Source organism: Treponema primitia ZAS-2, from assembly GCF_000214375.1.
GTDB lineage: Bacteria > Spirochaetota > Spirochaetia > Treponematales > Breznakiellaceae > Termitinema > Termitinema primitia.
Map to the genome: position 1 here is coordinate 472,165 of NC_015578.1, position 13,335 is coordinate 485,499.

Below are 13,335 nucleotides of genomic sequence, written 5' to 3' on the forward strand. Positions count from 1 at the left end.
ACACTACCTATAGTATACTCCTGTTCTAACCTTATTAAACTGGTATAGATACTGGTTGCTGTATTTGAGTTATTATTGGCGTGTATAGATCAACATCTGTTTCTGGCGTTGATATTGAGACAATTAAAGAATACCGTACCTTTTTATCATAGAGTTTTAGATTTGTTCTTTCCCGCCACCAGCCTATGACAGAGTATACGGCTACAAAATTCGCATCACATAAGTCTACTGCATTTACTTTTTTAAAATCAGAATGAATAGAGCCTACATCACGGTTTTGGGGGCCAAGAAACCATTCTGTACTACCGCTATAACCACTGCCACGATCATTATCTTCCCTCATTTTGACATCAATACGTTTCAGGAAGTCCTTTTTGGTTTCATTTATATTTTTTACATCAAAACGAAGCTGGCAAGATGGATAACGGTATTTGTCACGCCATCCTATTTCACCAGGCCCGGGTTCAACAAAATATGATAAAGTAATTTTTAGCAATGCAGGTGTTTCCCCAATACTACGGAGAATATCAGAAGCCCAAGGTAATGTATGTAAATGCATTTCTTTCATTTTTTTGTTTTTGGCGAAAGGCTGTATTTCGCCTTCGATGACAAGATTTACACGATTTGAAATACATTGTATTGCACGTTCAAGATTTGGTATACCATAACCACAAGTACGCAATAAATCCCGCCTTCCATAGCCTTTCTTATCCTTGCCAGCTATAAACAGACGTTTCATTTCACTCGTCCAATCAGCAGAGTGTACTATTAAGGCTCGCACTGTTTCAGGCCAAATACCCGGATATTCTGACATGATTTGAGCGGCAATCCATGATGCTTGAGCCGTTGCAGAACTTGTTGCGCAAATGGTACTAAAAGGATGTTTAAGATGTTGATGACTGGTAGTTAATAATGATAAATCGGAACAATCCATATATGCGCTGCCATCTGTAGCAACATTACCGCCATCGCAAAGGATTTCAGGCTTTATCGGCCACTTAGAAGCCCAAATTTTAGAAGTAGAACTGTAAGGGCTTAATTCACCTGAATTAGCAACCGCATGATAAGATTTCAAATTTTCATCTAAAATAGTAATATCGTTGCTAAATGCTCCTACGGTGATGGCATTCCAGGCTTGACCAGGACTTTGCACGGGGCTAATCAAATTGGCATCAGGATACCCGGCTTTCATGTCTGAAAAGTCAACATTACCTGCGCTTATGAAAAATAACCGTTTTGTGTCATCATCTGCACCAGAGATGATAGTATCAATAGATCCTGACCAAGATGAGGGGGTTCCATCGGTTATGCTGTATTTATCATCTTCGGTTATCGCCATGCATAATGTTCGTACATTATTTGGCCGGGCAATTTCGGCAAGAGATATTGCTTGTTTGGTTATATCCCCATAAAGCTGCGGGTCATTTGCTCCAGGCGGCGGCGGTAATATTTTAACTGATTCAAGGCGGTGATGAATTACTATCTTTTCTTTACTTAACAGTTTTTCTTTTAGGTTATGGAACAAGGCTACACCAGCCATTTCCGTTCCATGACCATCATGATCTGATGTTTGCCAGGCTGCATTGACGGATTGCAAACAATCATCTTCGCATGATCCTGAAAGAAGGGGATGACCATTATTCAATCCTGTATCAAGCAGGCATATTGACACATTTGTAAAATCATACTGGAGTCTCGAAAATAACTCATTGGCAAATTCTTTTTGTTCACCGGGCGATAATTTCTCAAAAAAATTATTTGGTTCTTCAAATCTGCGAATTTCCGCTATGGTATCAAGGCTTTTTATCAACCTTGCAAGCTGATCCGAGTTTGCTCTGATGAGTTTTACGATTCGTTCTTTAAAGTGAATGAAATTATCATTGCAAGGTATATTTAAAAGTGAACAAACGGCTTTGAAGTCATTATTATTTTCTTTCGCATTATCCGTACTTTCATTATTATTCTCATCGCATAATAACCAAATTTCACATCATACTGGGGTTGTGTCAGGTATACCTTCGTCTTTTCCTATCCAGAATGATTTTAAAATGGCGGGGGTAATACTTTCGATACTGTCCAATAAAGGCCTGCTTGGTATTTTTTCTGCATTATTTTTGACAGCGTCCGCATACTTTAAAATTCTTTGTGCAAAAAAATTCTTTTTATCCTCTGGAACGAAAACTGTTGCCTGAATTATCCCATCGATCTCTTTAACATTTAATAGCCTAATACCTTGCCTTAAATCTTCCAGGCTTTTTGTTACCAATTCATAGCCTTGTTTTCCGGTAAAGACTATATTTACTCCCTTTTTATATTGTATTGCGGCAATTTGATCTTTAGAAAGGCTTTTTATAAAAGTTTCATTTTGCTTATATACATTTGACAACCCTTTATTCAACATAGCGGCATGGGCTTCACGCTGCCTTTCAGGGAATCTTGTCGGATCCATACGCTTCCCCTGTGCGGAATAAGGCAATTTGGTCAAAGTATTGTTTAGGAATATATTTTTCTTTTCAACCGGCATATTAGGCCCTCTTATCCGTGTATATCAAGAGCCTTTCATTGATAAGATTAAGCAAGAGTTTTTCTTCGATAGGTTTATCGGTCAAAATTGCCGATTTAATAGCATCTGTGCAAATGCGGGTAATTTCAGCATGATTGAGGGTTGACGCTTTTTCTATTATTTCATTTGTCGGGTAAAATGCGGGTTGATAGACAGTTAATTTTGTAATAAATAATTTTTGAATGTCTTTAGCAGAGGGTAAAGAATAATGCAATACATCATCAAAACGGCGGAACAGTGCTTTATCAAGTATATTTTGCCTGTTTGTTGCGGCGATAATAAGGCTTCCTGATGAATCCTGTTCAAGCATCTGCAAGAATTAGTTTAATACACGGCGCATTTCCCCTACTTCGTTATCAATTCCACGGTCGGCACCAATGGCATCAAATTCATCAAAAAAATAAACGCCCAAAGAGTTTTCAATTGAATCGAATATTTGACGAAGTTTGACACTCGTTTCTCCCATGAATTTAGTTACCAGTTTATCCATTTGAACGGTAAATAACGGTAGGCCAAGTTCAGAGGCAATAATAGAAGCGGTAAGTGTTTTGCCAGTACCCGGCGGCCCTTCAATAAGGATTTTACGGCGATTATAAATTCCATGTTTTTGAAGTTTTTTCCGGTTAAAATACTCATTGGTAATGCGTTCTATCCGCTCAAGGATTTCATCAGAGGTTATTAAATCTTGCAGCTTATTGTCAGGGAAGGTCATTAAAAGACTTTCATTTTGCGGATTTTCTGATTGGATAGTGCGGAAATGGGAAACGGGCATTTTTTCAATAGCCTGTTTTATATCACGGGCAAGTATTTCGTGCCCCTGTTTTGCTTCATAGGCGGCAATTTGCAGGGCTGTGGTTTTAAACCGTTCTCCATCACGGTCAAAATGAGAACGAATAAGGGTTTTTATTTGTTCGCCTGTTGCCATGTTATTTACCTTCCCCCAATTCAACTTTAGGCAATCCATTTACAAAACTGCCAGTCAGGACACTACCATTTATAACAGAAATGAGCAAGTCTAGTTTATACCAGATCGGGTTATACTCATTAACCCTATCAGCCATTCTTAACCTCACTGCTGTCCAAGCCTTCTATTTCCCTCTCAACCATTGCCTTTGCTTCCTCCAAAAGATTTTCACTTTCTTTGCGGAGGACAAAACTTTTGTTGATTAAATCAGCAATTTGGCGTTGGATACTAGCGTCAATTAAAGGAATGGGAATATTTGAAAATTCCGTATTGCTTATGGCGGTTAAAATTGTCCCGGAGCAACCCTGTTTTAATAAATTTTGCAGAGGTTCTGATTTTATTAAAACAAGGAGTGTTTCAGAATTTATTTTTAATGAATTAATGACATAAAAACCCGTTGAACATAAAGCATCATCATAATTATGCGGCACTAGGGCACAACTGCTTAAAGAGCCTTCTATAGTTGATACAATAACATCATTGGCATTAACTTTGCGTCGTGCGCGGGAGGGCAAGTCTTTGCCCTGCGCGGTTGTACAGCCTGTTATATTGCCTGATTTACCAATATCAGCAAGCTCAATATACTGGTATTCGATCTCATTTTCCGGTGAAAAATTATTATCCTTTATTTCACAAGCAACGCCTAGTGGTTCATAACCATTTATATATTTTTTTACAAGTTTTTCGTAATCTTCATATTTTTCCTGGTAATATTCCGCATCAAGGCGGCCTGTAGAACCAAAGGACTTTTTGAATGTCTTGACATTCACGTTTGCATTATTGGGGGTAAAGTCTTTTAAACCAATTGCTTCAAGCAGTAGATTTTCAGCATGGTGATAGAAGGAAACAGCTTTTCCTAAATGCTTGTGTGCAGTAAAATATAGTCCCTCTATTTTACTATTAAACGATTTGTTAAAAATAGGAATATCAATTTCTTTAAATTTTGCCGGGCTAAAATTGGTCTGATTGCTCGTCATTGAATATTTATCAATTTCATTCCTTCCATATTTGCAAGATAGAAAGGCAACTAATGTAGAAGAATTTATTATTTCAGTTTTAGGCCGTATTTTAAATAAATATGAAGCATAGGCATATTCTGTATTTTCGAGAACTAATGCGCTTCTGCCTACTAAGTTAGGGTTACCATTTGTTCGACAGATCAATACATCACCTTGTTTCAATTTTAAACTTTCATATTCGTCTTTCGAAATAAGCTTACAATATTTATTTGGAATATCAATAAACCGTGAATTAAATTCATTCAGACGCAGAATTGGGTAGCCCTCTTTTTCTTCATTCAATTCTTTAGAAGTTCCATATTGTACAAAATCAATTATATCCATTCCTTTCATTGTTTTTAATTGTACTATGTTCTGTTGTATCCAAAATGAAGATTCCAATCTAAAATCATTTTGCTGTAAACATTTAGAAATCAAAACCTCGCTTGCTTCCAGCCCTTCCAACAAACGCTTGTATTTGCGCTTATCGAAAGGGCTATTCAAAAAAAACTTAGATTCTCTTTTTTGGCAAACTCAATAAACGCTTCGGCTATGCCGTCTTTTGTCAGGCCGTCATGGTTGAATAAATCGTGTTTGACTATCGGATGTCCGTGTTTGTCGTTGAATGGTTCGTAGATTTTATCACCTGACGTATCCTTGCTTGGCTCCTGCATGGTGGCAAAAAAAATGGGGTAATCATCTTTTTTGGGGCAAAGTTTGGCATCCCATTTTTGTACAAAAAGCACCGATGTTTTGGTTCCGGTATGAGGCTTGAACACATTACCGTGAAGGCCGACAACCGCCAAAATTCGGCAGTGTTCAGCGATAAAATTCCGTATGTTTTTATCGCTTGAATTGTTAAATCTGCCCTGAGGCAGGACTATTGCCATGCGTCCGCCGGGTTTTAGAAATTCAAGGTTGCGTTCTATAAACAGAATATCTCTGCCAATTTTACTTACTTTTTTTCCATCAGGTTTCTTCGCTATGTCGTGAGTAGAAATTATTACATCATCGGTAATATCTCCGGCAAAAGGAGGATTAGCCATTAAGAGGTCAAACCTGAAAGTTTTGTTGCTACCTTCTTTTTGGCGCAGCTCTTCCAGGCGGGTATAACCTTCATTATATATTCCAAGCCATGCACGGTCTCTTGTTGATTCTTCCCATCGTGTATAGTCAAGGGTATTAAGTTTTAGCACGTTGCTATGGCCGTCCCCGGCAATAATATTCAAGGTGCGTCCAATACGGACGGATCGCTCGTCAAAATCAATGGCAAATATCTTATTCTTTACATAATCAGTCTCTTTTTTGGAGCGGCTGGAATTGGTAAAAAGATTGGGTTTATTAGGATTGATTTTCCCCCAAACATACATAGTGGTATGCATGGGGAAACCGCAGCTTCCGGCGGCGGTATCAATCATGGTTTCGTTTTCTTTGGGGTTTAACATCCTAACGCACATATCAATAACATAGCGGGGGGTAAAATATTGGCCCTTTTCACCCTTCTGTTCTTTGTTTACCAGATATTCAAAAGCATCGTCCACGACCTCAAGATTTGAGTTAAAGAGCTTTATATCTTGAAGATAAGACACGCAGGTTTTTAGGTGATTGTGGGACAGTTTAAATTTGGTGCCGGGCTCAAATATGCCGTTCCATTCATTCTGCGCTGATGCAAAGAGGTCGCTTATTCGCTTAAATGCTTCAGTCTCGGTTCCGGTATTCCTGAATTCAAGCTGGCGGAATTTTTTATCTTTTATATCATCAAGATTAATATCATTCTGAATGAGGGCTTCTATATTATCAGCATCGGCGCCGCTTGAAAATTCATCATACAATTTGGTAAATAGCAATTTGAAAATTTCTTCAAAACTGTCTACGCCGGAATTGGCAAGAACGATATCTTCAAATTCAAGGATTATATCTTTTAGTGTGCGGTCTTTGAGTTTGTCATTCTGCATTAACTGTTTTATGGTGTAGCGGACATTCAGGACTTCGGAAAGGGTCTGGTCTGCCCTGGGGAGGTAGGACAATTTTTCAAGATAGGTTGTCTTTGTTTTAGGGTTTTCCTGTTTGAAATAGTATTCCGCTTCGTGGCCGTCTGTCCATACGCCAATAGAAGCGCCTGAAAATTTGCAATACGATTCTAGCTGCTTCTTGCCTTCCTTTGCGGTAGGGTTGGCGGGACTTTTAAGCTCAACGATTATGTATGCCTGGGAAGGGCGTTCCTTTTCGTATATTACAATATCAGCCCGCTTGCCGCTGGAACCCATGGTAACTTCACTTTGTACATCAAACTGTTCCTGATCATAGCCATATTCGGTAATGAGTTTATCAAGGTAAAGCTGGCGGACTATTTCTTCGGGCGTTAGACGGATTTCTTTCTTGCGGATTAAGCAGGTAACAAAATATTTGGTATTTTTTTCAATGATGCGTTTTTCCAGGGCTTTGATTTTATCTGAATCAAATTGGGTAAGTTTATAGTTTGAATTCTTCAATATCGTAGAGATTATATCCAATGCCATAATACTTCTTCCCCTCTCTGTTGCTGGCTGGCCGGGTCAATATTACCCTAACAGGGTAGCCTACACCTTATGATAGCACGCCACTACCCGCCCGGCTATACTGATGCCGGCTAACTCCTCGCCAGTGAAGCGGCGGGGTTCGTAGGTGGGGTTTGCGCTGTATAATACTATGGTTTGGCTTGCAATATCCCGGTCTACCCGCTTTACCACCAGAGAATTCCCTATGGAGACTACAAAAATACCGTTCCCCTCGGTGATGCCGGGGTAGAAAATGGCTATGTCCCCATCGCAGATGTGGGCTTCTATCATACTGTCCCCGGCCACATAGACTGCCATAAGGAGATCCGGGGGGTGGGAGCCTATGAGGTTGCGGGGTATCTGGAAAACCCGCTTTTGGGGGTATTCCTCTACCGCCCTTCCGTGCCCGGCGGCGGCTTCTTGATCCAGTAGTTCTATCTCTACAGTGTCCGGGTCGAGGCCGGAGGGGCCGTTTCCGGTAAGAAACCAGTGCAGATTGACGTTGTAAACTTCGGCGAGGCGGTCAAGGAGGCTGCGGGAAGGTTTGAGAAGGCCGGAGGAAATTTGAGAACCCATCGACATTGAAAGCCCCAGGCTTTTGGCAAAGTCTTTTTTGGAAAGTCCTACTTTTCCCCGGATAAAATCGTACCGTTTCCCTTCGTTATCCATTAACAGCCGCCGTCTCTTGCTTTAGAATTTATAAAGTAGAGTTTAGTATACTTGAAAATGTTTGTAAAGGGGCTGGGAAGGGATTTTACAAGCCTTGAGGATTTCCCATAGCCCCTATCCTGCTTTTTAAATCTACTGGTTTTGACTTTGTAAATCATAGCGGCTTTGGGTAGTGTCAAGAAAGTTTCGCAAAATTGATTTGCAGTCATATAAATAAAATTAAGCCGTTACTGAAACAGCCGTTTCCAGATGTTTCATGCTCATGTATTTCTTGTCCCCCCACTGGCCACCAGCCACATGCCGCAGCCGCGCGCATACCAGCATTAATGCTGAATTACCGTCAGGAAAACAGCCGACCACCCTCGTCCGCCGCCTGATTTCACGGTTTACCCGTTCAATCATATTATTCGTGCGGATTCGCGTCCAATGCTCATACGGAAAATCCGTGTACGCGAGCGTCTCTTCAATACTGTCCTCTACCGTCTTTGCCGCCTCCTTTAATTTCATCTCCCGCAGAGCAGTTGCCACTTGGCGGGCCTTCTCCCGGGCAGCCTCACGGCTCTCTTGGGCATGGATTGCTTTCAGCATCTTGGCAACCACCGCTATCTTTGTGCGGGGTACTGTCGAAAATACATTCCGGTAAAAATGAATCGTACAACGCTGGTATTTTGCTTCGGGAAACGTCTCTCCGACCGCTTCCAGCATTCCAAGGCATTTGTCCCCAATGATGAGCTTAACTCCCTTAAGTCCACGGGATCTCAGCCATTGGAAAAATGAAACCTAGCTTGCTTTGTCTTCCTTCATCCCTTCCGCTGCCCCTAAAACCTCCCGGTACCCTTCTTCATTTACCGCTGTTGCCACAAGTACGCTGACATTTTCATAACTGCCGCCCCAATTCCGCTTTAAATAAATACCATCCACATACACATACGGGTATTGGCTTTCATTCAATGGCCGATTCCGCCAGGTCTCAATATTCCCATAGGCTTTTTTGTTCAACTCGCTGATGGTAGCCGGTGATACCTTGCTTCCCCATAACGCCTCAGTTATATCTTCCACCCGCCTAACCGACACCCCGGCCAGATACATTTCCATCAGCGCTTCCTCCACGCTGCTTTCCCGTCTCCGGTACCGTTCTATGATTGCCGTCTCAAAAGGTACCCCTTTCAGTTTGGGTACCGTAAGCTCAACTTCACCGGAGGTCGTTCCCAGTTTCCTTTTATAGCTTCCGCTCCGGTACCCTTTCCGGCCTTCCGTCCGCTCATATTTGGCAGCACCGGTTAACTGGGCGGCTTCCTGGTCCAAAAGTCCATTCAACGTTTCCTCAACGCTGCTTCTCACCAATTCCTTTAGCTCGTCCTTGATAACTCCCTCATTGAACTGTATAATCTTCTTAGACATGGTTTGTATGCTCCTTTGACAAATAAGTTGTGGTAACTCATTTTATCATTTGGCTGCAAACCTGTCTTTATTTTGCGAAACTTATTGTACCTTATCAACATATCGTATTTTTTACTATTTTTTCGTTGAGTATTTTTCGTAAAATTTTACCAATTCTTCTTTCGTAATTTCACTTTTTGCTACATTCATAGCTTTATTATACAGTATCTCATCTTTACAATTCAATGTATATTCATTTTGTATACAAATTTTATTTATTATCTATTATTATTTCCGAATAAAATATCTTTAATAATATTGCTTTTTCTTTCATTAATTTTACTCTTTCAAAAAATATTAATTCTACAGCTTTCCACATAAACACCCAACTCATTACTATTACAAATTCATTAAGAGAGTATCTTCTTTCCATAATTTGAAATATTTGTGTAATGCCTATTAAAACCATTCCTATGAGTATTAAAATAAAAGAATTCCTGTTTATATTTCTAATCCGTTTATTAATGATATACAATTTTTCTTTAATGTTTTCTTTTATTAATTTTTCAATAAATTCTATTGTTTCATTTATTTTTTTAAACGTCTCCATTGCTATTATTAAACTATTTTTTAGTGGAACATTTCCGGTTTCAATTATTAAATAATCAATTATCTCATTATTAATTTTCCCATTACCATTATTAGAAATGCTTTTATCTTCATTGATAGATATTGTAAAGTGGTTATATAATTCCATGTCATTATTAATGCATAATTTTATCTTCGTTTTATTTACATTATGCCTTAATTTCTTTGTCATTAATTCTTCAAAAATACCATTTTCCATTTCAACCCTCCCTAAATAATATTTTAAATTATTTTTACACTTTTGTCAATCCGAGGGGTGCATATATCATTCTGCTAGGCACTGTACGCGTTTTATATTTCAACCAATCCTTTTTCATCACTCCCCGTTAATCCTCTTGTGATATGTTCATTCATGGAATATGCATGATGCAACTGTACTATTGACGCTCTTCCCCAATTTCCATTTTTATCCAGTTTTATTACTTCCTTGAAATACTTATATGATTTATATAAATGTCCTATTATTTCATAGCTCGTTCCCTCCTTATTTCCCGGATTTTCTAACATTATTGTTATTGCTTTACGAAATTCAATAAAACCCAATTTGTAAATATATAATGCTTTATCTGAAATGTATTCTTTAATTCCATATTCATTTGTTAAACAATATTTCCCGTTAACTTTATTCTTTATCAACTGTTCATATACATAATTTAGTACGATCATATTTTCATTTGATATTTCTTTATCTATTTCATTATTCAGATCAGGATGAAATATTTTAACCAATTCAAAATATTTTTTCTTAATTTTTTCATTATCATTTGTGGCTTTAGAGAATAAAATGAAATTCTTGATTCTATCGGAAAATGAATTGCTCATAATTCACTATATCAATTATACGCATTACGTTACTCCCTGGTTCGATAGTATTGTGTTACAATGGGGCTGGATTGTAAAGCGCATTATATTGTATAATTATATTCTTACAATAAAATTATTTGTACTATTTCCATGCAATATTCATTTTTTTGGCATGAACGGCACAATCGCTTAAATATAGGTTTATCAAATTTTGGTATGTGATTCCTGTTTCTTCGGCCTGTTTTTTGAAATATGCTATTGTATCAACATCAAGCCGTATGGAAATTTGTTTTCTTAATTTTTTTATATAAGGATTTGGTTTAGCCTTTGAAAAATCATATTCTTTTCTCATAAATTTATCCTCCATATTGTTTTATTTCTGGCGGTGTTGCCTTTCTTGCGGATATAATCCGTATTATGCTGTCATTTTCTTTATGGCAATGACACACAACCAGTAAATTTAATTTTTGACTTAGGTCTAAATGATAAACCTGTCTTCCTTAATGGAATGGTCTGGATCATATATTATCCTGGCATTGGGATCGTAAAATACGGTTTTTGCCGCTTCAAATGTGATTTTATGCTTTGAAATGTTTAGTTTTTCTTTTTTTGGATCCCAAGTTATATCCATAAATACAATATAATTATAGTATCATTATATTGTCAAGGGGGTATATAAATTTCTGATTGTTGTATACTTTTGTATACAGGTGTGTTTGTTCTTTCTTCGTCCTGCACGGATGCAGGGCGACTCCTAAATTTCAGGTTTTTTATTTTGTTTAACGTGGAAAGTTTACGAGGAGCGAAGCCCGGTCTTCCGTAAGGAAGAAAAGCGTATATAGCTTTGTTATGCGCTGTTGTCCGCACTTTTACCAGCATATATTAATTCTTTCGGTATTACTTTAAAAAAATTACCATCAAGTGTCCATATTTTTGATTGATTTTTTATTCCATGCAGTAATATTATTGCGTCTATTAAACCAACGCCTTTGTCTATTAATTTGTTTTTATTGGAATATATTCCTGCCTCTATTACTATTTCGTGATATTCAATTTTTGGTAAATGTCTCCAATATCCTAAAATGGTATTTTGCTCTCCTTCTTTTCTTACTCCCTGCAATAATTCTCCGAAGACACATTCGACCGCTAATACTTCCTTTTTCTCTAATAACGGTGCTATTATTGTAAAATATGGTTCATGTTTTTTGAGAAATTCAATCCAAACAGATGTATCCAATATTATCAAGAGGGGAACCTCCGCCTACGGTTGAGTGTCCAAGAGGGGAACCTTCGGTTGAGTGTCATGTTCTTCTGTTTGCCTCTCGAATTTTGTTCCCATGTTCGATGATTATAGGTTTTTTGGATATTTCTTTATTGAGTTCTTTGATATTATAAATATCTATCCAATCCCGCAAAGCAATGGTTATTGCTTCAGTAACGGTTGAACTGTGGGTAAATTCCTTTACGTCATTTACCAATGCGTCTTCAATAATTGCTGTTACTTTCATATGATATAGTATACGATAGTATATCGTATACGTCAAGAGATTTTATGCGATTTTTTAAATTTTTCTTGATTTCCCAACAAATTTTAGGGCAATGGCACATAACGTTCTGGCTGTATGCGAAAATTTTTATGATGCCATAAAAACTTTAGATGCAGTGAGCCGTGGGAACGAAGTGACCTGGGCAACGGAACTCCGAGGGGCTTTAGCCCCGAAGCGTATACAGACCTGCTATACGACGTAGCAATTTGTTTTATTTTCCGTATGCTGATTTTAATAATTCTAATATTAATTCCGTGTTATTTTCTATATCCTTTTTATTCAGCCTAATTCTATACCGATTTCTTCTGTTGTTATAATCAATTAAATCAAGGCCAGAGTTTTCTATTTTTTTATCTAAATCTTCTGTCTTTATTATCTTTGGTTCAAATTTCATACCATTCCTTTGCGGAATAAGCCTGACAAAATTATTAACGTGATTATTTTCAGCAATGCCAATATAATTTTTTGTATATTTTAATTCAAAATCAGCAGAAATTGTCTTCAACAATTCCAATATTTTATCTACCATTGAAACAGTTTCTTTTGTGCCTCGTTTTTGTTCCCAGAAATTTCTATCGGTTACTTCTGACGTATCTTCTTCCTCATCATCAAAACCCAACGGCATCTGATTTAGAACCGTTGTAAATAAAAGTGATACATTATCACCATATTCTATTGCTTTCATTTGTATTGCGATCAATGGTATAGCCCCATTAAAAAGGCTTATTACATTTAGAAAGCGACTCGTAATATCTTCCGCAATAATAACTGCACAATGTTCATACTGTGGATATCTTTTATGCTCAATATCGTAATATTCTATTGTTCGTATAATATGACTTTCATCTGTTCTTCCTAATTGTATTTCAACCTCATACCTTGTTTCTTCTTCTTCATCTAGTAATAAAAGGTCCAATCTACCTGCGTGTGGCTGCATTCTTTCCCTGTCTTTTAAGGTTAAATTTCCTAAACCCAAAATGCTTGGATCGTCTGCGATTATGTCTTGAACCCATTTTTCATTATAATTTTGATGATTTTTAAGATTTATTGTCGTCGGTTTAACATATTTTATTGCCATTTTATGCCTCCTATATTCATAAAATATCGTACTTTATTATGTAAAAAATGTCAAATGGCAATGGCACTTAACGTTCCGGGCTGTATACGAAAGTTTTTTGTTGCCCGATAAAGAAAACCGTAGGTTTTCAGGGCAAAAAAATGTGAC

14 protein-coding genes and 1 pseudogene are annotated in these 13,335 nt (G+C 37.7%); all 15 read right to left on the bottom strand.

Annotated elements, in window-relative coordinates; genetic code table 11:
• Positions 1–34: 34 nt before the first annotated feature.
• Positions 35–1,810, bottom strand: a complete 1,776-nt coding sequence (locus TREPR_RS02060) for a S8 family peptidase (protein WP_015706624.1) — start codon at positions 1,808–1,810, stop codon at positions 35–37.
• A gap of 180 nt (positions 1,811–1,990) precedes the next feature.
• Positions 1,991–2,524, bottom strand: a complete 534-nt coding sequence (locus tag TREPR_RS18770) for a hypothetical protein (RefSeq protein ID WP_201765755.1) — start codon at positions 2,522–2,524, stop codon at positions 1,991–1,993.
• Between the two features lies 1 nt (position 2,525).
• Positions 2,526–2,873, bottom strand: a complete 348-nt coding sequence (locus tag TREPR_RS18775) for an ATP-binding protein (RefSeq protein ID WP_201765756.1) — start codon at positions 2,871–2,873, stop codon at positions 2,526–2,528.
• A 9-nt stretch (positions 2,874–2,882) separates the two neighbouring features.
• Complete coding sequence (locus tag TREPR_RS18780; RefSeq protein WP_201765757.1) at positions 2,883–3,488, bottom strand: ATP-binding protein; 606 nt, start codon at positions 3,486–3,488, stop codon at positions 2,883–2,885.
• Positions 3,489–3,616: 128 nt separating this feature from the next.
• A complete protein-coding gene (locus TREPR_RS02070) occupies positions 3,617–5,029 on the bottom strand; it encodes a restriction endonuclease subunit S (protein ID WP_015706626.1) in 1,413 nt (470 codons plus the stop codon).
• Positions 5,026–7,044: a type I restriction-modification system subunit M gene (locus tag TREPR_RS02075; RefSeq protein ID WP_015706627.1), complete on the bottom strand. Its 2,019-nt coding sequence runs from the start codon at positions 7,042–7,044 to the stop codon at positions 5,026–5,028. The genes TREPR_RS02070 and TREPR_RS02075 overlap by 4 nt, the downstream gene beginning before the upstream one ends.
• Positions 7,045–7,104: 60 nt before the next feature.
• Positions 7,105–7,731 carry a S24 family peptidase gene (locus TREPR_RS02080; RefSeq protein WP_015706628.1) on the bottom strand — a complete coding sequence of 209 codons (627 nt, stop codon included), beginning with the start codon at positions 7,729–7,731 and terminating at the stop codon, positions 7,105–7,107.
• 219 nt (positions 7,732–7,950) lie between these two features.
• Positions 7,951–9,132 (bottom strand): annotated as a pseudogene (locus TREPR_RS02090) (IS256 family transposase).
• 250 nt (positions 9,133–9,382) lie between these two features.
• A complete protein-coding gene (locus TREPR_RS02095) occupies positions 9,383–9,958 on the bottom strand; it encodes a hypothetical protein (RefSeq protein ID WP_015706630.1) in 576 nt (191 codons plus the stop codon).
• Between the two features lie 92 nt (positions 9,959–10,050).
• The gene (locus tag TREPR_RS02100) at positions 10,051–10,581 is read right to left on the bottom strand and encodes a J domain-containing protein (protein ID WP_015706631.1); all 531 of its coding nucleotides are present in this window, start codon (positions 10,579–10,581) and stop codon (positions 10,051–10,053) included.
• A gap of 124 nt (positions 10,582–10,705) precedes the next feature.
• Complete coding sequence (locus tag TREPR_RS02105; RefSeq protein ID WP_015706632.1) at positions 10,706–10,915, bottom strand: CopG family antitoxin; 210 nt, start codon at positions 10,913–10,915, stop codon at positions 10,706–10,708.
• Between the two features lie 126 nt (positions 10,916–11,041).
• Entirely contained in the window at positions 11,042–11,194 is a 153-nt protein-coding gene (locus TREPR_RS19170) for a BrnT family toxin (protein ID WP_342610061.1), read from the bottom strand.
• Positions 11,195–11,410: 216 nt separating this feature from the next.
• The gene (locus tag TREPR_RS02115; protein WP_015706633.1) at positions 11,411–11,809 is read right to left on the bottom strand and encodes a PIN domain-containing protein; all 399 of its coding nucleotides are present in this window, start codon (positions 11,807–11,809) and stop codon (positions 11,411–11,413) included.
• 55 nt (positions 11,810–11,864) lie between these two features.
• Complete coding sequence (locus TREPR_RS18345) at positions 11,865–12,071, bottom strand: DUF2191 domain-containing protein (RefSeq protein ID WP_148257218.1); 207 nt, start codon at positions 12,069–12,071, stop codon at positions 11,865–11,867.
• A gap of 250 nt (positions 12,072–12,321) precedes the next feature.
• Positions 12,322–13,188 (bottom strand): hypothetical protein, encoded by an 867-nt coding sequence (locus TREPR_RS02120; RefSeq protein WP_015706634.1) that lies wholly within the window; start codon positions 13,186–13,188, stop codon positions 12,322–12,324.
• Positions 13,189–13,335 lie beyond the last annotated feature (147 nt).